Raw genomic sequence first — 24,665 nt, 5'->3', positions numbered from 1 at the left:
ATCTAAACTGTTATGGCAGGTAAAAGCAATCACCCTGCCTTAATCCGCCCGATAGTGATGCAATCCCTGATGATCGATCTCGCTGCTGTGCATGGCAGCCAGCAACCACTCTTCCAGCCGCTCCACCAGCGCTTCATCTTCCAGCCGCAGTTTGCCGCGCAGCGCGCATTCCCAGACGATCAGCACCTTCCAGCCGCTTTCCTGCAGCTGCTGCACATAGCGCCGGTCACGCTCCACGTTACTGTTGATTTTGCCGCTCCAGAATTCGGTACGCGTGGCCGGCATTTTGAACAGATAACAGTGGTGACGATGCCAGAAACAGCCGTGCACAAAGATAATGGCTTTGTGCTGCGGCAGCACAAAATCCGGCCGGCCCGGCAGCGCTTTATCCTGTACACGAAAGCTAAAGCCGCGATCTTTCAGCAGCAGCGCAATACGCTGCTCAATCGCCGTATCCTGATTGCGAATGGCGCGCATATTTTTGCTGCGAATATCATGCGAGTGGACGTCTGCCATGGCGTCTCCTTTTTTCCGGGCTTCTTCAACTTTAGCGCGTTGAGGCGAAAGCGAAAGTTTGTGCAGAGCAGATTGCGAGACGCTGCGCAGCCATCGTTAATTTCCACGCCGCGCCAGGAGTGGTAGCATAGCCGCTTCACTGTTAAGGAAAAACGCATGCTTGCACTCGATCCCGCCGCGACGGCTTCGCCCTCCCCGCACTCCGCTGATGATGACGCCACCGCGTTACTGCTGCAGGTACTGGATATCTACGCGGCCCGCGATCTGGTGGTCATCCTGAGCGAGGCCGGCGGCCGCGACTGGAGTATCACGCAGCTTAACCGTATTCGCGCGGGAAAAAGTGCCGCGCCCGCGCTGTCAGCGGCGGAGGTCGCCCGTCTGCAGGCGCTGCTGCCGTCGCGACCGGCGCATTATGACAATCCCCGCTTTCAGTTTATCGATCTGTTTGCCGGCATCGGGGGTATTCGCCGCGGCTTTGAGCAGATTGGTGGCCAGTGCGTATTCACCAGCGAGTGGAATAAAGAAGCGGTGCGCACCTATAAAGCCAATCACTACAGCGATCCCGCCCGGCATCAGTTCAACAGTGATATCCGGCTGATTACCCAGCCGGCCGGTTTGCCGGATGAGCAGGCGATTTATCAGCATATCGATAAGACGATTCCCGACCATCAGGTGCTGCTGGCCGGCTTTCCCTGTCAGCCCTTTTCGCTGGCCGGCGTCAGCAAGAAGAATGCGCTGGGTCGCGCCCACGGTTTTGAATGTGAAGCCCAGGGCACGCTGTTTTTTGATGTGGCGCGCATCCTCGCCGCCAAAAAACCGCCGTTTTTCGTGCTGGAGAATGTGAAGAACCTCAAGAGCCATGATAAAGGCCGCACCTTTGCCATTATTATGGCCACGCTGGATGAGCTGGGTTACGACGTCGCTGACGCGGCTGACGACTCATCGCCGGATGCCAAAGTGGTCGATGCGCGTCACTTCCTGCCACAGCACCGCGAGCGCATCGTGCTGGTGGGGATCCGGCGCGATACCGGCCTGAGCGAGGGTTTTTCGCTGCGCGCGCTGGCGGCGCTCTATCCGCCTGAAGTTCCGCCGCTGCACAGCCTGCTGGAGCCGCAGCCGGCGGCAAAATATACCCTGTCGCCCACGCTGTGGCACTATCTGTACCAGTATGCGAAGAAGCATAAAGCCAAAGGCAACGGTTTTGGCTTTGGCCTCAACGATCCGCGCAATCCGCACTGCTGCGTGCGCACGCTGTCAGCACGCTACTATAAAGACGGGTCGGAAATCCTGATCGATCGCGGCTGGGATCACGCGCTGGGCGAGCAGGATTTTCAGCAGGCCGCGAACATAGCGCGCCGCCCGCGCCGCCTGACGCCGCGTGAATGTGCCCGCCTGATGGGCTTTGAAGCGCCGGGCGAAGCGCGCTTCCGCATTCCGGTCTCCGACACACAAGCCTACAAACAGTTTGGTAACTCGGTGGTGGTACCGGTGTTCGCCGCCGTAGCGAAACTGCTGCTGCCGCTGATTGAGCAGCACGCGCGTCAGCGCCGCTGAAAACGCAGCCGCGCTTCACGCCCCGGTTTTCCGCCCCGCAATTTGCTTTAGTAACGCGCGATGTGCTGTTTTGCCGCACATCGCGCGCACTGTCACCGGACTGTCACGCATCAAACCAATACTGCGTTTTATTTTTTGCGGAGCTGTTTGATGTCTCTCCTGTCTGTAATCTCCCTGCCGCTGCGGCTGCGACCTCGTTTTACCCTGCGTCTGCCCGTCTGGCTCTCCAGCCTGCGCAGCCAGTTCATGCTGTTTATTTTGCTGTTTTGTCTGCTGCAGTTTGCCGGGGTGCTGTTGCTCAACCAGCACGTGAATCAGACGCAACACTCATTGCAGCAGGCCAGCCAGCTGCGCGAACGGCTGGCCCTGCTGGATAAAGCACGCATTGAGTTACTCACCGCCAGCGACAACAGCCATCGTGCCGGTATTTATCTGATGCAGGACCAGCAGAGCGGTTCGGTCGACAGCTGGAAAAGCCTGGCGGCGGCAGCTACTACCTCATTGCAGCAGGCGCAGCAGCTGTTTGCTGCCTATCAGGCGAAAAGCGATAGCCCGCTGGCACAGGGCTTCGTGCTACTGGCCGGCGGGCTGCAGGAGCAGCTGAAAGGGCTGGCAGCCAATGATATCAACGCATTTTTTATGGTGCCGATGCAGGCTTTCCAGCAGCAGTTCAACGATGCCTGGTTTAGCGAAATCGAACAGGCCAATCAGCAGCTCGGCAGCGTCAACCAGCATTCGCTCAGCACGCTCAAGCAGAGCCGCAATCTGGCGCTGGCGATCGCCGCGTTATTGATGGCGCTGCTGCTGCTGGCCGCCGCGCTGCTGATGCGCGGCGTGTTGCTGCCGCTGCGTCACGCCAACGCCCAGCTGGCACAAATCGCGACGGGCGATCTGGTCGCCAGCCCGGCGCCGACGCGTCGTCAGTCGCTGGAAACGCGCCAGCTGCTCCTGTCCATCGATACCATGCGTCAGGGTTTGCAGCAGATCGTCAGCGACATTACGGCGGTAGCAACCCGTGTGGCGGCCGGCGCTGACGAGATGCAGCAGCATAATCAGCAGGTGATGCAGCAGCATCAGGCGCAAAATGCCAGCTTCCATCATCTGTCGCAGCGGCTGCATCGCGTGTCAGAAGAGGTGGAAAAAGGTGCACACTTCTCGCAACAGGCGACTCACGACGCGCAGTCCGCGGATGCGCTGATGCGTCACTGCGCCCATGAAGTCGACAATATGGATCACCAGATGCAGCAGATCGTCGCGGCAGCTGGCGATATCGCTGGCATCGTCGGCATGCTGGACAGCCTGTCGATGCAGACGCGTCTGCTGTCGCTTAATGCGGCGATAGAATCTGCGCATGCTGGCGCTTACGGGCGCAGTTTTTCGGTCGTCGCCAAAGAGATGGGATTGCTGTCGCAGCAGAGCGGCGCATCCACGCGGCAGATCGACGGTTTAATCCAGCACACGCAGCAGCACGTGCAGGATGGCTTTGCGAAGGTGCAGGCGCTGGAAGTGCTGTTTGCGCGGATTGGCCAGGCGGTATCGGGCGTGGTCAGCCAGCTGAATGAGCTGCAGGATAACAGTACGGCGCAGAGCCATCGCGTGAGCAAAATTGCCCAGGAAGTGGTGGAAATGAGTCTTCAGCTCCAGCAAAACGAAGCCCTGACTGATCAGCAGGTGCAGGCAGCGGCGCAGCTGAGTGAACTGTCAGCACGACTGACGCAGCGCGCGCAGCAGTTCCGCGTTAGCTAAGGTGCAGAAAGAAAAAACCCGTCAGCGACGGGTTTTGGTGTTATTTCTTTTTCTTACTTTTCTTCAGCAGTGCACGCACCTGCTTCAGCTCGGCGGCGCTCAGTTGATCGCCCGCCTCTTCGGTATGCAGGCTGTCGACGGCCGGTGGCTCAACGGCATCTAAACTGGCCTGCAGGCGGTTAACGATCTCCTGACTCATGGAGATTTGGTTATCAGCGGCTAACTGTTTAATGTGCTCTTTCAGCGCCGGGTCAATTTTAATGGTTAAGTTAACGGTCTCGGTCATCTTCACACTCCCTCTTGATTTACAACAACGTAGCGGAAGCAGATGAAAGTTAACAGACTGTCATAAAAATTTAATATTGTGCCGGAATGGGACTGAAATCGCGTAACACGGACTCATCAATATCGGTCAGATTGCCCTGCAGTTCGGCGCACAGCTTCGCCATATAGCGGACGAGAAAATCAGCGTTATGTTCCGCCAGCAGACGGCCGGTTTCCGTCTGCATGGTCTGCGGCAGGCTCAGCAGTTTCTTCTGGAAATGATCCAGCGTCCACTTTACGTCATCCAGTTCACGATCTTTACCCAGCGGATCATCGCTGTCGAACAACGGCCGTCCCAGCGCACCTGCGGTATAGAAAACGCGCGCAAGGCCAATCGCGCCTAATGATTCGAGACGATCGGCATCCTGAACGATCTTCGCTTCTAACGTTTTTGGCGTAATGCGGGCGCTGAAACTGTGGGCCTGCACCGCATGCGCCACGCTGTCCAGCAGCGCTGAGGGGAAGTCCGGAAAATCCTGTTGCAGAATGCGGCGCGTCTCTTCCGCCGCGTAAGTCGAAGCCAGATGGCGTTCCGGATGGTTTTTCGGCAGGTTCACCACATCGTGGAAATAGCAGGCAGTCAGCACCACCAGCGGATCGGCATTGGTGTTTTGCATGATGCGGGCCGCGCTCATCCAGACGCGGCGCAGGTGCGCGATATCATGGGCTTTATCATCGTGCAGCCAGTTCAGCTGCAGCCAGCTTTCGTAACGGTGTTGCCAATGGGTCAGTGACATCGTGCTTCTCCTGTTATTGCTATTATTTCGCACCGGGTACGGCTTGCGTCTCATCATAGCGGCCCGGTGATGACACTTTCTTTACACCCTTCCCGGATGTCCAGCGCAAAAAAATGCGATCCCGATCATGTTATAGCGCTGTTAAAGCCGCTTGCCCAGCCGCGATACCGTTTTCAGTATTTCCTTAACCTGTTTTAGTTAAGCCACTCTGTTTAATTTCGGTGATGCATTTCCCGCTGGGTGAATTTTCAGCATCGCCAAAGGTCCAGTTTAGCCTGTCGCAACCCCAGCATTAAAACGCCCCTTTGCATAGCGACATAATCTGAAAAGATTCCCATTGCGACCGTTATAACGTACTGTATAGGGGAAATTTACGGCTCTCACCTGTACCCGGAGCCTTCGTCAGCACACTGTTTGCTTATGAGCCATTTTTAATACCGGAAGCGGCAGTTATTGCCCGATAATAAGGCGACAAATTATTAAGCAAATTGATTCAAACCCATTATGCTAATGCTCTCATCCGAGGATACGGATGTTTCGTCGAAGTTCTCCGGGTACGTGATACAACATGAGGTACATAATGAAAGAACGGCCGATTCTTTTTTCCGAACAGCGGGTGCGCGCCCTGCTGGTTGGCCAGCAAACTCAGACCCGGCGCATTATGAAAACTCAGGCGTTTGGCCCGGGACAGGATCATCATGAAGGCGTGCACGCGTTTGATGTCAGCGCTAATCATCTGCATGGCTACAAGCTGATGTCGATGGCGGACATTGGCGCCCAGTGCCCGTTTGGCCAGGTCGGCGATCGCCTGTGGGTGCGTGAAACCTGGCGGGGTCCGATTGTGCCTGAGGCGCAGCTGGCGGAATACGAGCGCGATCCGCTGCCGTTCCGCAATCCGGCATTTTGCCAGTATCGCGCCGACAGCCATGAACTTGGACAACAGGAAGAAAATCAGCAGGTCGCCGAGCAGTTTGGCTGGCAGACCGCCATCCATATGCCGCGCTGGGCCAGCCGCATCGATCTGGAAATCACGGCGGTACGCGCGGAGAAAATTCAGGACATCAGCGAAGACGACATCATGGCGGAAGGCGTGCAGACCGATTCGCACTTCCTCAATAATTTCTTCACTATGAACATGAATTCCGAATCGCCGAAAGAAGCTTACCGCAAGGCGTGGCAGAAGCAGTACGGCGCCACCAGCTGGGAGGTGAATCCCTGGGTCTGGGTCATCGCATTCCAGCGTGTGGAGCGTGAAGGCTAACCGTTTGCCCTCTTCCGCACAGAAGAGGGCGTCATCTTTTGCGCGATTCAGTGAATCATCAGCCCTTGCCCCCTCGCCGGCGGCACAGCGCGCCCCTTTCCCACCTTGCCAGTTTGCAATCCCTGTCACAGACAAATCCGCCGCTAACAGGTTGAATAAGCGGCTTTGATTCCACGCTGGCAATTTATCGTCTGCCGCGTCAGGATATGATTTCCGCCCTGCAGAGTGAGTGACGCAATGATCAAATGGCCGTGGCGTGCACAAAAAGATGCTGCCGTGACTGCCCTGCCCTGGCAACAGGCGCTGGGGCAGCCGATCTTTTCTCTGCTGAACAGCGACGAACAGCAGGCGCTGGTAGCGCTGGCGCAACGCTTCCTGCTGCAGAAAAAAATCACTCCGCTGCAGGGTCTGGAACTCAGCGAACTGCGTCTGGCTCGCCTGTCGTTGCTGTTTTGCCTGCCGGTATTAAAGCTGGGTCTGGAATGGCTCGACGGCTTCCACGAAGTGCTGATCTACCCGGAGCCGTTCAGCGTTGACGATCGCTGGGAGGACGACAGCGGCCTGGTGCACCACGCGCCGGCCGTGCATGCCGGCCAGAGCTGGACGCAGGGACCGGTGGTGCTGAACGCGCTGGACATCCAGGACTCGTACGATCTCTCTGGTTACAACCTGGTGATCCACGAAGTAGCGCACAAGCTCGACGCGCGCGGCAGCGGTTACACCAGCGGCATCCCGGCCATCGCGCTGCGCGATGTGGCCAGCTGGGAGAAAGATTTACTGCAGGCGATGGCCGAGATTGAAGCGGAAGTGGATCTGGTGGGTGAACAGGCCGCGACCCTCGATCCTTATGCCGCCAGCGATCCGGCGGAATGTTTTGCCGTGCTGTCGGAGTACTTTTTCAGCGCCCCGGACCTGCTCGCCAGCCGTTTTCCGGCCATGTATCGCCACCTGCAGCAGTTTTACCATCAGGATCCGCTGGCGCGTCTGGCGCAGCAGGCATCGGAATCTGCTTAAATCACGATCGCTTTGCCGCTTTGCTAGCCAGTTGAATACAAATGTGTTTTTAGCGGTTGACACCCACAGGGGCTGCCATTAATATTCGCCTCGTTCCAACGATTCCTCTGTAGTTCAGTCGGTAGAACGGCGGACTGTTAATCCGTATGTCACTGGTTCGAGTCCAGTCAGAGGAGCCAGATTTAAAGAAGCCCGCTCAGGGAAACCTGAGCGGGCTTTTTGTTATTGCGTGACGGCTAAACCTCCGTCCAGCCGCGCAGCAGGTTGTGGTACATATTCAGCAGCGACAGCAGTTCTTCGCTGTCACCGTGGCGCGCTTTCAGGCTTTGAATGTTGCGGTCCAGTTCAAACAGCATCGCGCGTTGCTTATCATCGCGCACCATCGACTGAATCCATAAAAACGAGGCGACCCGCGCGCCGCGCGTGACCGGCGTGACGCAGTGCAGGCTGCTGGAGGGATAAAGCACCAGGTCGCCCGCCGGCAGTTTTACGCGGTGCTGACCGTAAGTATCCTCGATCACCAGTTCCCCGCCCTCATAGCTGTCGGGTTCACACAGAAACAGCGTGGCGGAGAGATCGGTACGCATCCAGCCGGCCGCGCCATTGTGGCGTACCGCACCATCCACGTGAAAACCGTAGGTTTCCCCCTGCTGATAACGGTTGAACAGCGGCGCAGAAAGCGTGCGCGGCAGCGCGGCGGCAAAGAAGAGCGGATGGCTATTCAGTGCCTGAAGCACTGCAGCCTGCAGCCGATCGTAAAGTGGCGTGCTGGTGTCAATCTGCTGGTTATTTTTTACGGTCGCGCCCTGGCTGCCGACCGTCGCCCGTCCGTCAACCCAGTCAGCCTGCTGCAGCTGTGCGGTAAAGTGCGCCAGCTGTTCAGCGTTAAGCACGGCAGGAATGTGATACATCATTGCGGAGTTCTCGCCATTAAGCGTGGAGCGCGAACGCCCCACGGTTGACCATCAGAAATGCACGTTAGCCGTCAACAGGAAGGTACGCGGCTCGCCCGGATGATAGCGATAACCACTCTTGTTGATCGATGCCACATAGTTGGTATCAAACAGGTTATACACGTTGAGCTGCAGGTCGAGGTTGTTGTTGACCTTATACCCGAGCTTCGCGTCAGCCACCCAGTAGCCTTCGGTGTGATCCGGCGTGCCCACGGCCCCATCGCTGCCGCGACGCAGGCTGCCAACGTAACGTGCGCCCGCGCCCACCGACAATGCATCAGTAGCCTGATAGTTGGTCCACAACGTGAAGGCGTGCTTCGGCGTATAGGCCAGCGCAGATGAGCCATCCTGCGCCACGCTTGCGCCTTCACGCACCGACGCGTGCTGCATGGTGTAACCGGCAATGATTTCCCAGTCTGGCGTTATGTTGCCGGTTGCTGAGAGTTCATAGCCTTCCACGCGCTTCTTGCCGGTTTGCGAGTAAGTGCCGTCATCGTTGGCATCGACCTCATTTTCGATGTCGGTGCGGAACAGTGCGGCGTTCAGCAGCAGCCGCTTGTCCAGCACCTGCCACTTTGTCCCTACCTCGCTGGATTTGGCCTTCTGCGGTTTAAAATCGGTACGGTTGGCGCTGTTGCCGCTGCCACCCGCCGCCAGCGCGAAGCTGCTGCCACCCGGCGGCTGCTGGGAGATGGCGTAGTTCACATACAGGTTGCCCTGTTCGGTCAGACGATAGAGCGCCCCCGCTTTCCAGTTCACCAGATTGCCGGATTTTGCCGTATCCACCGTGGTCACCGGCGTATTGCGCGCCACACCCGCCGGACAAGCCAGCGCGCCGCGTCCGGTGCCGCCACAGGCCGTCGCGCTGTCGTACTCGGTGTGATAGTTGTCGAGACGAATGCCGCCGTTCAGCTCAAAGTCAGGGGTAATCGCCAGCGTATCAAATGCATAGATGCCAAACGTGTCAGTCTGCCCGTTAGCGTTCGCACCGTTGCGGTCCAGACCGCCAATCGAAATGCTGCTGATGGGATGGTAGATATTCACCGCAGGTGGGGTCAGCGCGTTAACGCCATAGGTGGTCTGGTTTTCACGCGTGAACTCTACGCCCGCACTCACATCATGCCCGACGGAACCGGTGGCAAATCTCGAGGTGATATTGGTCTGGTTGGTGAGAATACGGTTGCTGATATCTTTGGTGTTTGCCAGGCGCGACCAGCGCCAGCTGCCAACATCGTTCGGGTTGGGTGCAGTAATGTTACTGGCTCCGCCCATCACCGCCGTCAGCAGATACTCCTGCTTCACCCGCGACCAGCGCGTGGTGTTGCGCAGCGTGGTGTTATCGCTCAAATCGTGTTCAAAGCGCAGCGTGGCACTGTCGGTAGTCGATTTGTCGAAATCAGAATCGGTGCCGTAGTAGTTGCTGGTGGCGACCTTGCCGGAATTGTTCAGCGCAGCATACGCGGCAGACGGTGCCGAATAGCCGGGCAGGCCAACGGTCGGAATACCGCCGTCCGGTGTGTTGTTCTGGTGGACGTGTAAATAGTTGACGTACAGCCGCGTTGCGGTGTCCAGCCCCAGCGCCAGCGAAGGCGCGACGCCATAACGCTCGTTCTGGATGTGGTCACGCGCCGCATCATGGGTTTTCTCACCCATCAGGTTAAGGCGAAACGCCGCATTGTCGTTGATTGCCTGGTTGTAATCGAGCGTGCCGCGGCGCATCCACGCGCTGCCGGCGCTGACTGACGCGTCAAGCCCGGTATCCAGCCGCGGTTGTTTGCTGATCATATTGATCGAGCCGGATGGCGCGCTGCGACCATAATCGGTGCCGGAAGGCCCTTTGATCACTTCCACCTGCTGCGTGTTGAAGGTGTCACGCGTGACGCTGGCGATGTCGCGAATACCATCCACGTAAATGCTGTTGGAGGTATCGACACCGCGCATGTACACCGCATCGCCGGTGGTTGAGCTGCCGTTTTCCCCGGCATAAAACGCCCCGACGCCCGGCACGTTTTTCAGCGCGTCGGTCAGATTGGTGACGCCCTGATCTTTAATGACCTGATCCGGAATCACCGTCAAGGTGCGGGTGGTATCCGCCAGCGGACGGGTAAATTTGGGATCGGCCGAGGCATTTGGCGCGTACAGCGACGGCGTGCGCGCTTCAACCACCAGCGTATCATCAGATTTTTTGCCGGAGTTATCGGCCCCCAGCGCCGCAGCCGGCGAAATACCAATACAAAGCCCGGTGAACAGGGTCAGCGAATTGAAGCTACCAAACGGCAGCTGGCGATTTTTATCCATGTTAAAAGGTGAGTTTCTTATCGTTATTAACGCACTTATTGTCTTAACCGCACCAGCCATTCAGGCATAGCACTGAATCAACACGGTTTTCCCAGACAACACCTAAATGATAACGCCAATGGTTATCATTTACCTTTATATTCTTACACGCGCGCTGCCGCTTGGGAATACTTTTCTTTACGTTAAAATTACGAAATCAATACAATTGAACAAACCGGCGGGAGGTTACGGCAATTTTTTCATCAGGCGGGTAAACAGCATAAAAAAACCCGCTCGGCGTGAGCGGGTTTTTAGTCTGGCGTGCACAGTTCATTCCAGTAGCAATAGCGCATGCGCTGGTGGCGGCGGTTATCGTTCATAGTAGCGATACACGGAAGGATGAAACTCCACGCCGTACAGCTGGCTGATCGGGATCAGCAGATCGATATGCTCACCGGGGTCGAATTCGCGCCCGTCAGGGGTGGCGGCTTTGCTGGCTGCCAGACGCGCCAGCCACTGCTGCAGGATCTTCTTCATTGTCAGCTTCTCCAAAAAAGGTTAACGCTGACAGTAAACCCCAGCCTGGACGCGGAACCAAACGACAAGTTATGCGTAGGATTACTGCATTTTGCATATCGGGGTGATAAGGGTGGCTGCGCCATGACGGTCACTCTGCAGGGTGACCTTACGGGCTGGGAGGTCCCCGGCAATGCCGCACGCTGTTTACCTGATAGTCCCTGTGAAACCCCCGGCTTTCAACGTCATCCCCCGCGAACCACAACCTAAATGAGAAGCAGTGGCGGCCCGGGCGGACCGCCTGAGCTGTCATGCACGCGCCTCTTTCAGCAACTGCTGAATCACCCTCTCCTGCTCTTCATAGTTGCCTTCACCAAACGCGGTGTAGCGCAGCTGTCCGTGTGCATCAAAGATGTAGTGCGCGGGCCAGTACTGATTACCAAAACGGTTCCAGATGCTGTAGTGGTTATCCGCCACTACGGTGTAGGGCAGCTGCCAGCGCGTAATCGCGCGCTTCAGCGCCTTTTCATCCCGCTCCCACGGGTACTCCGGCGTGTGCACCCCCACAACGACCAGCCCGTCACGTTGGTACTTACTGGCCCAGTCGCGCACGTATGGCAGCGTATGCTGGCAGTTAATGCAATCCCAGGTCCAGAAATCGACCAGTACCACTTTGCCCTTTAACGTGGCAGGCGTCACCGGCGCCCCGTTCAGCCACGCTGTGCCCCCCTCCAGCGACGGCAACGCGCTGCTGGTTTGCGGCTGGCTAACCGGCTCCAGGCGTACTTTGGGTGCCGGCGTGGTCAGCCACTGGCTCAGCTGCTGCTCCAGGTTCAGGGCAAAAGCGGGCGCTGCCTGCAGCTGGCTCTGTGAGCCGGTAACAATCACGCCCACCGAGGCGAGCATCAGCACGCCCGCCGCCTGACGCAGCCGCGCACTCATCGCCAGCCCCGGACGCAGTCGCGCCACCAGCGATCGTCCGGCGAAATAGAGCAGCGCCAGCATCAGCGCGGCACCGCTGCCATACGCCAGCAGCAACACGCCAACCGACAGGGGATGATCGCCCACGACGGCCAGGCTGAGGATCGCGCCCAGCACCGGTCCGGCACAGGGCGACCACAGCAGACCGGTTGCCAGGCCCGCCAGCAGCGCGGCGAGCACCCCGCTTCGCCGCTGGCTGGCATCGTTGAGGCGATTACCCAGCGCGACAAACGGCCGGGTAACGCGTTGGGCGATGCGCGTGGAGATTAACGTCAGTGCGACTATCGCCAGGAACAACAGCGCCAGGTCGCGACCAATGCTGGTGACCTGACTGACCCAGTGGCTGGTAAGCGATACCAGCAGCGCCACCAGCGTGAACATCAGGACCATGCCACTCAGCAGCGCCAGCAGCTGTCCGCGACGGCCGCGTACGCTGGCAAATACAAAAGGAATAATCGGTAAGGTACAGGGGCTGAGCAGCGTCAGCATCCCGGCAAGAAAAGCGATAAGCAGTGTCATAAAGAACCTCATACGGTGGATAAACGTCTGCGCGTCCGGCAGTACGTCTATTACATCCACCGCATGTGTTCAGGCTGTGTCGCGGGAACGCCGTTTTGTCGGGTTATGTGTGTAGCGGGCAGGCAGATACATCAGGTTACACATCCTGCTGCTGCAGGATGATGCACGCTTCCAGCCCGCCAGCTGCCCGGTTACGCAATTGCAGGCTGCCCGCCATCTGGCTCACCAGCTGGGTGGCGATCGCCAGGCCGAGCCCGGTCCCGCCGGTGTGGCGATTGCGTGAACTCTCCACGCGGTAGAAGGGCTCCAGCACCGCCTGTAACGCCTCCTCCGGGATGCCAGGCCCGTTATCACGCACCCGAATCTCCACGCTGTCACCCTGGGGCGAACAGAGTTCAACCTCCGCTTCGCCGCCAAACTTGAGCGCATTGTCGATCAGGTTGGTCATGATGCGCCGGAGTGCCTGAGGCCGCACGGCGAAGGTGTCATGGCCTGTGCACGGCACAAAGTTCACCGCTTTACCGACATCCTGATAGTCACAGACTACGCTATCCAGCAGCGCGTTGAGGCTGACGCTCTGGCGCTTCTCCTCCAGCACTTCCGATGAGCGTGCATAGGCGATGCCCTCGCGCACCAGGCGGCTCATGTTATCGAGATCGCTCAGCAGTTTGTCGCGCAGCTCAGGCTGCTCCGCCATCTCCACCCGCAGCTTCATGCGCGTGATCGGGGTTTGCAGATCGTGGGAGATGGCCGCGAGGATTTGCGCACGCGCTTTGAGGTGATCCTGAATCCGCAGCTGCATAGCGTTAAACGCACGCGCCGCCTGCTGCACTTCATCCGGGCCGTTCTCTGCCATCAGCTGTGCGTGGCTGGCGGCCGGTTTGAGCGCATCAACCGCCTGGGTAAAGCGCACAAACGGTCGCACCACCTGCCGCACCGCCAGCCACGCGCAGCACAGCAGCAGCAGGAGCTGCCCCATCAGCACCAGCGGCAGCCAGCGCGCAATCGCCGGCATGCGCGGCCAGAGATCGAGCGTGAGCGGCGCGCCGTCATGCAGTGTCAGATGCACCTGAATATGCTCCCGCGGCCCCGGAATCGCATGAATGCTCATCTGATAGCGCCCGCCAAGTGTCTCCTGCAGTGAGCGTACCGCGTCGCGCGTGCGCCAGCTGGAGGGATACGGCCCCGCTTCGCCCGGCGACAGACTGTAGCGATAGTTGCCGCGCGCCAGCTTCGCCAGCCAGCCCGGACGCTCGTCCGCCGGCAGACGATCGAGGATTGCCACGCTGGTCGCCACATCGTACTCCAGGTTGCCCAGCATCACGCTTTTAGCGCTGCTCATGCGTTCAATCAGCAGGCTTGCCAGCGTGAGAGTATTTGCCAGCAGCAGCCCGCCCAACACGATAATCAGCAGGCGTGACAGCAGCGATCGCGGCCATAGCCTCATTGATGCGCCTCTTTGATCACCACCGTGCTCGCCAGTACGTAACCTTCGCTGCGTACCGTTTTGATGTAGGCCGGTTCACGGGCATCTTCGCGTAACCGCTGGCGCAGCCGGCTAACCAGCAGATCGATCGAGCGCTCAAACAGCTCCGCGTCGCGGCCCTGCGTCAGGTTGAGCAGCTGATCGCGATTCAGCACGCGCTGCGGATGGTCGAGAAACACGCGCAGCAGGCGGTACTCTGCGCCACTCAGCGCCACAATCACGCCGTCGCTGTCCAGCAGATGGCGCGCGGAGGTATCCAGCTGCCACTCGCCAAAGGCAATGATGCGGCCGGCCCCGGTAATATGTAAATTCGGCGGCAGCGCCCGGGTACGGCGCAGGATCGCTTTGATGCGCGCCAGCAGCTCACGTGCCACAAAGGGTTTGATCAGGTAATCATCCGCCCCCATCTCCAGCCCGAGAATGCGATCGGTCTCTTCGCTGCGGGCAGTAAGCATCAGTACCGGCAGGTTCTGCCGGGGATCGCTGCGCAGCTGACGGCACAGCGTCAGGCCATCGTCACCCGGCATCATGATATCCAGCACCACCAGATCCACCAGGCTGCTGCTCAGCACGGCGCGCATTTCGCGGCCATTGGCCGCACCGGTGGCGCGGTAACCGGACTTAATCAGATAGTCGGTTATCAGTTCGCGGATATCCCGGTCATCATCCACCACCAGAATGTGATCAACGTGCTCCAAAACAGCCTCCTGTCAGCCACTTATGCAAAAAAGACCGGCACGCGATGGCCGGTCCGGGTCGTGAATTACTCCGCTACAGTGCGGCCGCATCCTCAACGGCTTGCACAAACGCCTGCGGGGCTTCCGCTGGCGGATTGTGTCCGATATTGCCCGTGAAGGTGCGATGCTGGTACCTGGCGCTGAACCTGGTACGGTACGTCTCCGGTGCCGGGTGCGGCGCCCCGTTATTATCCCCTTCGATGGTGATGGTGGGGACGCGAATTGCCGGTAATGTGGCTAATGTTTTCTCATAAGCGGCATATTTTTGCTCGCCTTTTTCCAGGCCCAGGCGCCAGCGGTAGTTGCTGATAGTGATCGCCACCTGATCCGGATTATCCAGCGCTTTGGCGCTCTGGTTAAAGGTGGCATCGCTGAATTTCCAGCCGGGCGATGCCTGCTGCCAGATCAGTTTCGCAAAGTCATGGGTATGGGCGGCATACCCCTGCTGACCGCGATCAGTGGCGAAATAGAACTGATACCACCACTGCTGTTCGGCCTGTGGCGGCAGCGGTTTTTTACCCAGCTGCTGGCTACTGATCAGATAGCCGCTGACCGACACCAGCGATTTTACCCGTTCCGGCCATAGCGCCGCGACGATGTCCGCCGTACGTGCGCCCCAGTCAAAGCCGCCCAGCACGGCCTGTTTGATATTGAGCGCATCCATCAGCGCCACGACGTCCGCTGCCATTGCCGAAGGCTGGCCGTTACGCGGCGTTTTATCCGACAGGAAGCGCGTGCTGCCGAAGCCGCGCAGATACGGCACGATCACCCGATACCCTTTTGCCGCCAGCGCCGGTGCCACCTGAGCATAGCTCTGGATATCGTACGGCCAGCCGTGCAGCAGGATCACCGCCTGACCATCACGCGGACCGATGTCCACATAGCCTGTATTCAGCACGCCCGCATTGATCTGCTGAACGTGGCTGAAGTCAGCGGCGTAATCGTGTGAGGCCGGGGTGGCGGCAAACGCGGTGCCTGCCGCCGTGAGAACCAGCGTTGCCAACAGAGTCTGACGTAACAGTGTTTTCATGATTTATCTCCGGGTCATCAGTGCGGTGCAATCTGTACGGGCACGTTAAAGGTGATGGTTTTGCTGTCGATCGGTTTATGCGTGGGATCGGCAAGAATAAGGGTGACCTTGTGCGGCCCGACAGGCAGACCGACCAGAATCACCGGCTCACCGCTGGTGTCCGCCCAGTGCCACGGGTTGTCATCCACGATGACGTGAATGTGGCCGATGCGCGGCGTGATTTTCAGCGCTTCCTGGCCAAACACGGGCTCGATGCGCAGGTTTTCTGCCCGGTACTGGATAAACACCGCGCCCTTGCGCAGCGGTCCGGCCAGCGGCGCATCGACAATTAATCGCGCAGGCGGCTGGGGATGATCCAGTGACGCCACGGCCGCCGGGCCGAGCACGTCAGCAGCGCTCAGTCGCTCCGCCCAGGCGCAGGTCGCAGAGGCGCCCATCAGTAACATTGAAATAAACAGTCGGGTTAACATCGTGGTATCTCCATGCATTCAGTTGATGCGTACAGAAGACCACGGCGATGTATAGCGGATATGTACAGACTGGCGGGTTATGCAACGGCGTGTGTGCTGTGTGGCGGGAGATACAGTGTGATACAAATTGATGTTTACCCCGCCCGGGGGCGGGAAAATTAATGAGTTAAGCGGCCCTTCGACGTTGAAATAATTCGTCCGCCTTAATTACGCAGGCGGCGAAATGATATGGCGCGCAAAGCGGCACGCGCGAGAGCTTCGCTCGAATCAATTAACGTCATTTCCTGCCAGATCGCGCTGTGTTTTAACAAACTCAACTCTGTGCAAGCCAGAATAATGTGCGTAGCGCCCTGTTGCTTCCAGCTATTTACGGCGTCCGCTAACTGCCGCATTGATAGTTCAGACACGCTTTTTGTGGCTTTTATCTCGTTAATGCAGCGTGTCAAAAGCTGTTGGGTGGATGCAGCGACATTGACGATCTCGGCGTGCTGTTGCGTAAGCGCATCCTGATACAGCCTGCTCTGGTACAACATTTGCGAACCGAGCACAACGACCCGCTTGCCCTGAGGCGCAATATGCTCAAGTGTGGCATCAATAATATTAATAACCGGAATAGCTGCGTCCTTGCTCCAGCGCGACCAAAGGAGATGAGCGGTATTACAAGGCACAACGGCAACCGTCGCACCCGCAGCAGCGAGTTCTGTAATAGTTGCGTGGATCCACGGAGAAGGATCACGTTCACCCAGTTGCAAATGACGCCCGCGGCTGGGAATTTTACTATTATTATCAATAATAAGTCGCGGATATTGCCACTCTTTATCTGCCTGAACCAGGCCATACAGCTGCTGGCAAAAATCCAGTGTTGCCCAGGGGGCTACGCCTACGACGCCTAAAACACCTTCATCTGCCGGCCAGCTAACATCGTCATAGAGAGGTGAGATATTAACCATTTTTTTGCTCAAAGTGATAAAGACGTAATCGGGTTTCAGGATACTTATTAAGCATATGACCTTCAGGGAACATATTTTCACTCCTGCTTAAGCTGAAACCATGCCGCGCAAATAGGTCTTCGTATTGCTCAGCAGTTCGATATGTAGCCGAATACTCTGCTTGCAGATTCGCAGAATAGCGGTTATTGATTTCGAACCTTTCACCGACCCCCGTACCATCACGCAATAATATAGTGCTTTCTGATTTACTGTAAGTACGCAGATTACTTAACAATTTTTCAGCTTGCTCATCATTAAGGTAGATCATCAGGCCAGATATGAAAATGACATCGTACTGCTCTGAGCTACAATAACTCTCGGCAGATGAAAGAATGAAATCGATATTTTCAATATTGCGTTTTCTGGCTTCAAGCTTACCCACTTCAATCATTGCAGCTGAAAACTCTACAGCGGTGATTTTTTTTGCGCCCTTATGCTGAAAGCGAAAAGCCCACTGCCCGACCCCGGCGCCGAGATCAAGTAGCGTTTTCCCTGTCAGGTCAGGCAACCAGGCAAAAACTTTTTCCATCTCTGTGCGAATTTTAATATCGAGAAATTTTGGATCGTTTTCCAGATTTGCTAAACTTTCAAACGATAACTTATTGTAATTATCGGGTCGGCGATCCCAAAAATCCTTCACTTTTTTTGCATCTAACATTTCATTAAGCCTGATTTTAGCGATACGTCCAGCGTTCATTATCAGCAGAAAAATCAACATCACTTTTCGCGACATTCATAATGCGGCTATTGCAGAGAAAGTCATAATTAAAGCGTGTAAATTCATTTACCTCTCCGCCAGGAATAGGTAATAAACGTACACCGAGCGGTTTCGTTAACCGCACCGCGAGTGCAGCCGTATCAAGAATAATCGCGGCAATATCTTCAGGCAGTGTCGAACCTGGCACCGGGAGCATATCTAATCCACAACCACAAACAGTTGACCATGCATTAAGCGTATCAATGCTTAATGCACGACGATTATTGGTACTCGCCAGGGCATCATCTTCCAGTACTGAGAACATGACGCCATTGAAACCCGTTGCGCGAGCACCACTGATTGCGACTGCGCTTTTAATCGCATTCGTCAGAATACTGGTTATAAAGAGTGATCCCTGAACGCCACCAGGACGCGCACCAAGATTTTCAACTAACCTGCCGACAGAAATACTGCCATCCGGAAAAGGCGCCAGCGAGGCATCCAGACCGGCATACTCAAGCCCTGAATCAGACGCCAGCTCATGACCGAATGCATCAATTTTGCGTAAGCGTGCGCAGAGTCGAAGAATAAACTGGTCAGCAAAGTCCGCCAGCAGCATGTTGCCTTCCCGCACCTGCTCACTCAATTCCAAAGCAATATCGGTAGTTTCGAGGGCAAAACTAAACTTCAGTGTCTCACCTTCATGCCGGGAAAACGGAAAAAACGGGGCATTTGGCGGACAACGCAATGAGGCACCGAGGCGGAAATTATCAAAGCCATTATTACTGCGATGTGCTACCTGCAACATGAAACGGGCAACGTCATGGCTGGCTCGAATATTTATACCCTGCTCATCGGCTACCATCAGATTCAGAAACATACGCGGTTGCCTGAAGAGTAAAGCAAACGCGGCATCTAACCGTCCGCGGTAATTATCGCCATGCGTTAAGTCCAGCGGTAAGCAAAACCAACGAATATCAAGTCTTTCAGCCAACGCATTGATTGAATTTATTCGTGCTGGCAGGGTATAAATCTCATCTTCATCACGATCATTCAATGGTGGCAGGGTTAAACGTAATGTTCGCAGTGGCCAGCGACGAGACTGGAGTTTATCAATCACTAACGTGCGAAAGTGATGTAAACGTGACTCAGAATGCCCGTCGGAAATAGCGGAGTAAGGCAAGCCCAGCGTAATAGCTCGTATCATTAACCGTGATCCTCCTGCATCAGACGCCAGTAATCTGCCAGCGTATTAATTTCATTAAATGCATGCTCCCCCAGGTCGTGAGCGTAGAGTGCTGTCGTTTTCTGACACGGTAACGTTTGGGCGGCATACAAATTACCATAACGCAGGCATTGCTTATGCCACTGACTCAGGAGTGCCATATCACTGACTTTAAACAGACCCATAGCCTCAGGGTGCTCTGCGGCGCGTATCGGTCCCAGATACGTCTCCTCCACGATGCCCTGGCGATTAACGTCACAATGAATGGAGGTCAGCATGCGATTATGCCGCTGGTGAGTCAAAACGAGATTTCCCTCAGCGTGATCCATTTCATTGATAAGCTGAGGAGAAAAAAACATATCTCCCGAGACAACGTACGTGGGGCTATTAATCTGATTCAGGGCCAATCCCAGACTCATTGCATTATTAGTCGTTGCCCAGTTGTCATTGATAACGTAATTCAGATCGGGGTAGGACTCCATAATCTGTAACGCACCAAAGCCAATCACTACGGTGATTTTTTTCCCATGAAAGGCATCAATAGCATAGTCGAGAATCGTTTTCCGCGTTTTGGGATGGCGAATTAAAACTTTATTTTTACCGTCCAGTTGCAGGCTTCTGCCGGCGGCCAGAATGATGGCATTTTCAACCATGATAGCCTAACTCCTGCAGCGAAAATTGACATACCGGCATGGGTACAACGAAATCATGCTTTACCGTTTTATAAGGGTAGATGTCATTGATTAATGCACGCCTCGCCACTTCCTGCCAGTCAAATTGATGATTTTCGCGCAACGATCTTAAGGGCACCGAGGCGTAATCAAATCGTACGACCGGCACTCTTTTTAGTCCCAGACTGAGCGCGACTTCCATACGGTGCTGGCCGTCCAGTACCAGATTATGGTGTAGATCAAGCGCCAGAGGTTTTACCCATACGCCTTCCTGAATAATTTTATTACGCAACCATTCAACGCGACGTGAACTGAATTTTTCAATATGACGCAATTTTTGTGGTTCAAAAAACTCTACATTCATTTTAGTGCCTCAAAATTTTCTAATAATAAATGATAATCCGCAACCGCCTGCCGGTAATCGACTTCTTCGTTGAAAGATCTTGCAAACAAATCCGTAATATCTACAGCACGGCAGGGTAAGCAAGAGCGGTGTACAATCCAGGGGGCCATGTAATATTGCTGGGTGCTTTGCTGTAAAAACGTCTGCCGCAGGCGTCGATCGTTTTCCACCTGTTCCGGAGAGACACTTAGCAAGCCGACCATTTTCATCCAGCCATCAAACGCGGAGTCGTAATCGGGCACATAGGCAATTTTCTTTATAGCAGGTTCAGCTTTACTGGCTTCGACAATACCGCCAGTAAGGCAAGCGTTGTAATAACCATGGGTGAGCCAAAAACTGTCACTGCCCATTTCAGCTTGCATTAACCGCGGCCATACACGTGGATCCAGCAGAACATCCGTTTCAATAATTGTATAGCCATATTCAGGATGATTAAGCGCGCTGACACCTTTTTCAACGGATAATATGTTGACATCATTTTTATAATTATCATTGTGCGCTAACTTAATATTAGCATCAGCATAATTATCTTTAATCCAGCGTTCTACAACTGATGACTGATGACCGGTAACCAGTACAATTTCACGCTCGCCGCATTTTAACAGCTCAGTCAGCAACGTATCCAGCACGGTGATTTCACCGACCGGCAGCAAGCATTTAGGGTAATTCAGGGTCAGATGCCCCATTCTCGTTCCCTGACCAGCAACCAGTAATATTGCGGCGCGTTTAGAAGACATTGTGATGAACTCCAGCGGGCATAAGGGTTTTTTCAATGATTTTTACAATCTCACTGCCTGCGCCCTGCTCTGGCATATGAAGTTCATCACGTAAAACCTGCAGTCGCTTATCACGCATGGGATCCTTGCCTGAAACAAGATTATCAACGAAAGTTTTAATATCTGCGGATTCATTCGCAACGTCATAAGCGTCATAAATAAATTCAGCGCTACTGTTAATACCGAGGCAGTTTTTATGAGTCAGGAAAAGGATTGGCTTACGCGAAGGTAAATACTCCAGCAAAAACGATCCTGCATCTGCCATCAGCGCATCTGATTGTGAAAAGGCGTAGCGATAATCTGCAGAAAAATCCCACTCCACATGTGATTTGAGATGAGAGTATTCGCGCAGCATTTGCCAGTTGTGAGCAGTTTCGCTGTGTGTTCCGCGCTCTATACGAATATCCAGAAATTGTTTAAAAAGCGGATGTGGCCGAATAATCAAATTAACGTCATCACGTTTGATGATATCGAGCATTGCCTGTGTATATAAATTAAATGTAGACCACATCTTTTCATCATCAGGCATGACGAAATGCGGTGCCCATAATAGCGTTGGCTTGTCTTTATTAACTTTTCCATCCGCCTGGGCGCCAAAGCGTGATGTATAGTTATCAAGCTTTGGATGTCCGCTAACATAGACGTGTTGATTGCCATTTCCGCAATATTTAGCAAACTCATCTTTATGCCGCTGAGAGCGAACGAATACCCACCTGGCAACATTTTGACAGGGAAGATTGTACTGATAAACACGGTTTCTCTCGCCATCACCCATATCTAACCCATAAGGAATATAGGCGATAGAAATATTGCGTCGATTAAGCGTCAAACTTTGCAGTTCATTGGGACGTGCATCATCATAAGGATTTTGTAAAAAAACCACATGCGGCTTACGCGCCGTAATCTCATACTCGTGATACTCGGTATACCGGATACCCTTATCATTTAATAAATCACGCTGTGCAGTGTAATCCGGTGCTTTTGCGCCCCGACTGAAATAGGGCGCAAGGATAATCTGGCAATCGAAATGCGGTTTGGCCTGCATAGCGCGATATACCGACTCAAAGTTAGTCCAGCCGGGGGCCCACTGGAAAAAGATATCCACTTTTATCTTTTCTTCGCCAGGTTGATAGGCTGGCCACACTATTTCTTCTAATTTTTTAGCGAAATGCGCTCGATAATCAACAGGTTGGTTTTCGATATCACTTTTATCAGCGGCCTGATAGCCCGCATTGGGAAAGATACCCAACCAGCGGTCACGTTTTATCAAACTATTCCAGCGTACATCTAAAGCCCAGCACTGAGGAACGCCACCCGCCAGTAACCCCTGCAAGCTTTCTGCATAATTATCAATGAGAGTGGAGTAGTAATCACCGTTCACAATGTAAGCGCAAGCGCACCATGCATATTGCGGCTTAACAATATAATCCACACTTTTTAACGGCACGACGTTATCATAGTTGGCAGCGAGCAGCGCGACATGCCAGTTGATCTGCTGTAAAGAGGAGAGAAATAGATCAATTCGCTGTTTGGTCTGAATATCATCATGGAAAACCATATCGTCTTCCAGAATCAATACATTTTTCCAGCCGTTTTGCTGAGCCATTTGCAGCACGAGAATATGTGATTTAATACAGCCGATATAGCCTGGCGCTTCTTCAATAGCCTCAAAACGGACAATCTTTTCACGTGGTACGCCAATTGCTTTTAATTGACGAGCGATACGTACCCTGCGATCCTTGCGTTTGTTCAGGTTGATGTATACAACCTTATCTATCGTCTGCCAGTTGACTGCCATCATCTCTACACCCATCGCACTAAGAAAGCTCTCATTTTCAGGACGGCGCAATAAAGACGATTCTTAAGGAAAATAAAAAAATTTTTTAGGTTTACTGGCAAGGGATCAGCAGGGTAACGAGCCGGTGCCGGCAGCTTGTTCGGGCTGCGCCAGCGTTACAGCCATCGATCGTTTCACTCGCGCTGAATCATCGTAGCTGGATGTATAACCGCCACGACGAAGGCAAGCTTTGTGTACTGTATTGCCCGGCCCGCCTGCGTATGCGTGGCAAAGTGCACAGTTGTCGCATCACGTTCGAATTCACGAAAGCGCTGAGTTAGGTTGCCAGCGGAAAGGCAGCGGTCAGTCCGAAAATAGCCGTGCGGATTGAGGCAGGGCCGGGTATGGCAGGCATAGGGTGCGATCTTATTTTGCTGGCGCAATAACCCGATCACAAAACCCTGTGCCTGTCTTTTTGTGGTGATTCCTCAGCCCTGTGGGCCACTGCTCTTCGCGAGCATTTTGCGGTAATTGTTCAGCCATTTGCCGCTGGTCAAACGCCACCAGAAACAGATACCGCGCACCGTCCAGTCGAGGAACATGCCGAGCCAGACGCCAATCACCCCCATGCCCAGCACAATGCCGAGCAGATAACCGGCCACCACGCGCGCGCCCCACATACTGAACATCGATACATACATGGTGTACCGTGCGTCGCGCGCGCCTTTTAGCCCGGCCGGCAGCACCCAGGAGGCGGTCCAGATAGGCATAAAGGCGGCATTCAGCCAGATCAGGTGTTTGGTTACCTCAATCACCTGCGGATCGCGGGTGTAGAATCGCGCCAGCGTGCCCGCCAGCGGCACGGTGATAAACGCCAGCGTACATAGCCCAATCATCGCCAGCCAGAATACGTGCTTGATCTGCCGCTCCGCCTGCATCACCTGATTTTTCCCTAAGCGCCTGCCGGTGATAATGGTCGACGCCGACCCCAGCGCGTTGCCCGGCAGGTTGATTAGCGTGGCGATGGAGAAGGCAATAAAATTACCGGCGATTTCATTGGTGCCCATGCCAGCGACAAAAATCTGCGTCAGCAGTTTACCGCCGTTAAACAACACCGATTCGATACTGGCCGGTACGCCAATCCCCAGCACTTCCATCAGGATGTTGCGATCCCAGCGGCGGAAATAGCTGGCCAGCGTGATTTTCAGCGCCGGACTGATGCCGCGATACAGCACGTAAATGGCCGCCGCCGCGCCGATATAGCGTGAAATGGTTAATCCCAGCCCGGCACCGACAAATCCCATCCCTTCCCAGCCGAGCGCACCGTAGATCAGCACGCTACTGATGATGATATTCAGGATATTCATGCCGCCGTTGATCAGCATCGGAATTTTAGTGTTGCCGGCACCACGCAACGCGCCGCTGCCTATCAGCGCAATCGCCGCTGCCGGGTAGCTCCACGCGGAGGTTTGCAGATAGCTGAGCGCCAGCTCTTTGACCTGCGGCTCGGCGTTACCGGCGATCACATCCACGATCAGATGTCCCCAGAACTCGATGGCGATGACCAGCACAAACGCCAGCACCGTCATCAATCCCAGCGACTGCCGCGTCGCCGCACGCGCACGCTTGCCGTTGCGTTTGGCCAGGCTGAACGCCACCACCACCGTGGTACCGAGATCGATGGCGGCAAAAAAGGAAATGATCACCATGTTGAAGCTGTCGGCCAGCCCAACGCCTGCCATCGCCTCTTTGCCCAGCCAGCTCACCAGAAAAGTACTGAGAACCCCCATCAGCATCACGCACAGGTTCTCAATAAAGATGGGCACCGCCAGTGGGGTGATTTCACGCCACAACAGCGTGCGATAAGCACGGCGTTTGGGATACCACGCCGTGTTTCTGATCGCCCGCATTACTGCTACGCCAGGATTTTGCAAGGGAGTACCAAATCACTTTGGTTAAGAAGTAGAGTAATAATGATGATAGGCTGCTAACGATTATGCAAAGTG

General features: G+C 55.2%; 23 protein-coding genes and 1 tRNA gene. 5 read left to right on the top strand and 19 right to left on the bottom strand.

Translation table 11 applies throughout. The features are described from left to right. Nucleotides 1-39 precede the first annotated feature (39 nt). Complete coding sequence (locus C1N56_RS07950; RefSeq protein ID WP_394517370.1) at nt 40-516, bottom strand: very short patch repair endonuclease; 477 nt, start codon at nt 514-516, stop codon at nt 40-42. Nucleotides 517-672: 156 nt separating this feature from the next. Here C1N56_RS07950 and dcm point away from each other — a divergent pair, with 156 nt between their 5' ends. Continuing rightward, nucleotides 673-2,070, top strand: coding sequence for a DNA (cytosine-5-)-methyltransferase (gene dcm, locus C1N56_RS07945; protein WP_338671011.1), 1,398 nt, complete (start codon nt 673-675; stop codon nt 2,068-2,070). A 150-nt stretch (nt 2,071-2,220) separates the two neighbouring features. After that, a complete protein-coding gene (locus C1N56_RS07940; RefSeq protein WP_394517369.1) occupies nt 2,221-3,816 on the top strand; it encodes a methyl-accepting chemotaxis protein in 1,596 nt (531 codons plus the stop codon). A gap of 40 nt (nt 3,817-3,856) precedes the next feature. On the opposite strand, the gene C1N56_RS07935 is transcribed toward C1N56_RS07940, so the two are convergent. Both C1N56_RS07935 and C1N56_RS07930 read right to left on the bottom strand, forming a co-directional pair. Beyond that, on the bottom strand, nt 3,857-4,102 hold the full coding sequence (locus C1N56_RS07935; RefSeq protein ID WP_021509844.1) for a hypothetical protein: 246 nt from the start codon (nt 4,100-4,102) through the stop codon (nt 3,857-3,859). Between the two features lie 70 nt (nt 4,103-4,172). After that, entirely contained in the window at nt 4,173-4,877 is a 705-nt protein-coding gene (locus tag C1N56_RS07930) for a phosphohydrolase (RefSeq protein WP_058757381.1), read from the bottom strand. Nucleotides 4,878-5,457: 580 nt separating this feature from the next. On the opposite strand from C1N56_RS07930, the gene C1N56_RS07925 reads away from it, so the two are divergent. The 3 genes from C1N56_RS07925 to C1N56_RS07915 all read left to right on the top strand — a co-directional run bounded on the left by C1N56_RS07925 (nt 5,458) and on the right by C1N56_RS07915 (nt 7,331). Continuing rightward, nucleotides 5,458-6,138 carry an ASCH domain-containing protein gene (locus C1N56_RS07925; RefSeq protein ID WP_058771148.1) on the top strand — a complete coding sequence of 227 codons (681 nt, stop codon included), beginning with the start codon at nt 5,458-5,460 and terminating at the stop codon, nt 6,136-6,138. 237 nt (nt 6,139-6,375) lie between these two features. Continuing rightward, nucleotides 6,376-7,152, top strand: coding sequence for a DgsA anti-repressor MtfA (mtfA, locus tag C1N56_RS07920; RefSeq protein ID WP_394517368.1), 777 nt, complete (start codon nt 6,376-6,378; stop codon nt 7,150-7,152). Between the two features lie 103 nt (nt 7,153-7,255). Continuing rightward, nucleotides 7,256-7,331, top strand: a tRNA-Asn gene (locus C1N56_RS07915). Between the two features lie 57 nt (nt 7,332-7,388). Here the strand turns inward: C1N56_RS07915 and ybiX are convergent. The 16 genes from ybiX to C1N56_RS07835 form a co-directional block, all read right to left on the bottom strand. Beyond that, nucleotides 7,389-8,066 (bottom strand): PKHD-type hydroxylase YbiX, encoded by a 678-nt coding sequence (gene ybiX / locus C1N56_RS07910; RefSeq protein ID WP_394517367.1) that lies wholly within the window; start codon nt 8,064-8,066, stop codon nt 7,389-7,391. A gap of 51 nt (nt 8,067-8,117) precedes the next feature. Further along, nucleotides 8,118-10,403: a catecholate siderophore receptor Fiu gene (locus C1N56_RS07905; RefSeq protein ID WP_394517366.1), complete on the bottom strand. Its 2,286-nt coding sequence runs from the start codon at nt 10,401-10,403 to the stop codon at nt 8,118-8,120. 348 nt (nt 10,404-10,751) lie between these two features. Beyond that, a complete protein-coding gene (locus C1N56_RS07900) occupies nt 10,752-10,919 on the bottom strand; it encodes a hypothetical protein (protein ID WP_021313248.1) in 168 nt (55 codons plus the stop codon). 288 nt (nt 10,920-11,207) lie between these two features. Next, a complete protein-coding gene (locus C1N56_RS07895) occupies nt 11,208-12,398 on the bottom strand; it encodes a cytochrome c biogenesis protein/redoxin (protein ID WP_104188843.1) in 1,191 nt (396 codons plus the stop codon). Nucleotides 12,399-12,534: 136 nt separating this feature from the next. Next, nucleotides 12,535-13,845, bottom strand: coding sequence for a sensor histidine kinase (locus tag C1N56_RS07890; RefSeq protein WP_127834284.1), 1,311 nt, complete (start codon nt 13,843-13,845; stop codon nt 12,535-12,537). Next, on the bottom strand, nt 13,842-14,582 hold the full coding sequence (locus C1N56_RS07885; RefSeq protein ID WP_021509836.1) for a response regulator: 741 nt from the start codon (nt 14,580-14,582) through the stop codon (nt 13,842-13,844). Before C1N56_RS07885 ends, C1N56_RS07890 begins: the two co-directional genes overlap by 4 nt. 73 nt (nt 14,583-14,655) lie before the next feature. Continuing rightward, a complete protein-coding gene (locus C1N56_RS07880; protein ID WP_141495279.1) occupies nt 14,656-15,651 on the bottom strand; it encodes an alpha/beta fold hydrolase in 996 nt (331 codons plus the stop codon). Between the two features lie 17 nt (nt 15,652-15,668). Continuing rightward, nucleotides 15,669-16,121, bottom strand: a complete 453-nt coding sequence (locus tag C1N56_RS07875) for a DUF6130 family protein (RefSeq protein ID WP_394517365.1) — start codon at nt 16,119-16,121, stop codon at nt 15,669-15,671. A gap of 203 nt (nt 16,122-16,324) precedes the next feature. After that, complete coding sequence (locus C1N56_RS07870; protein ID WP_275028535.1) at nt 16,325-17,071, bottom strand: aspartate/glutamate racemase family protein; 747 nt, start codon at nt 17,069-17,071, stop codon at nt 16,325-16,327. Then, nucleotides 17,064-17,768 carry a class I SAM-dependent methyltransferase gene (locus tag C1N56_RS07865; protein WP_394517364.1) on the bottom strand — a complete coding sequence of 235 codons (705 nt, stop codon included), beginning with the start codon at nt 17,766-17,768 and terminating at the stop codon, nt 17,064-17,066. Before C1N56_RS07865 ends, C1N56_RS07870 begins: the two co-directional genes overlap by 8 nt. Before the next feature lie 16 nt (nt 17,769-17,784). Beyond that, nucleotides 17,785-19,014 carry a DUF711 family protein gene (locus C1N56_RS07860; protein WP_394517363.1) on the bottom strand — a complete coding sequence of 410 codons (1,230 nt, stop codon included), beginning with the start codon at nt 19,012-19,014 and terminating at the stop codon, nt 17,785-17,787. Beyond that, nucleotides 19,014-19,685: an NTP transferase domain-containing protein gene (locus C1N56_RS07855; RefSeq protein WP_059012212.1), complete on the bottom strand. Its 672-nt coding sequence runs from the start codon at nt 19,683-19,685 to the stop codon at nt 19,014-19,016. The genes C1N56_RS07860 and C1N56_RS07855 overlap by 1 nt, the downstream gene beginning before the upstream one ends. Beyond that, nucleotides 19,678-20,067: a ParB N-terminal domain-containing protein gene (locus tag C1N56_RS07850; RefSeq protein WP_058757367.1), complete on the bottom strand. Its 390-nt coding sequence runs from the start codon at nt 20,065-20,067 to the stop codon at nt 19,678-19,680. Before C1N56_RS07850 ends, C1N56_RS07855 begins: the two co-directional genes overlap by 8 nt. Further along, on the bottom strand, nt 20,064-20,843 hold the full coding sequence (locus C1N56_RS07845) for an NTP transferase domain-containing protein (RefSeq protein ID WP_394517362.1): 780 nt from the start codon (nt 20,841-20,843) through the stop codon (nt 20,064-20,066). Before C1N56_RS07845 ends, C1N56_RS07850 begins: the two co-directional genes overlap by 4 nt. Continuing rightward, complete coding sequence (locus C1N56_RS07840; RefSeq protein ID WP_211725533.1) at nt 20,833-22,683, bottom strand: glycosyltransferase family 25 protein; 1,851 nt, start codon at nt 22,681-22,683, stop codon at nt 20,833-20,835. Before C1N56_RS07840 ends, C1N56_RS07845 begins: the two co-directional genes overlap by 11 nt. Before the next feature lie 464 nt (nt 22,684-23,147). Then, complete coding sequence (locus C1N56_RS07835; RefSeq protein ID WP_058781328.1) at nt 23,148-24,569, bottom strand: EmmdR/YeeO family multidrug/toxin efflux MATE transporter; 1,422 nt, start codon at nt 24,567-24,569, stop codon at nt 23,148-23,150. Between the last annotated feature and the right edge of the window lie 96 nt (nt 24,570-24,665).

Source organism: Pantoea sp. SGAir0175 (assembly GCF_043547855.1).
The sequence above is the reverse complement of the archived record's forward strand: the minus strand, read 5'-3'. Positions and strand labels throughout refer to the sequence as shown.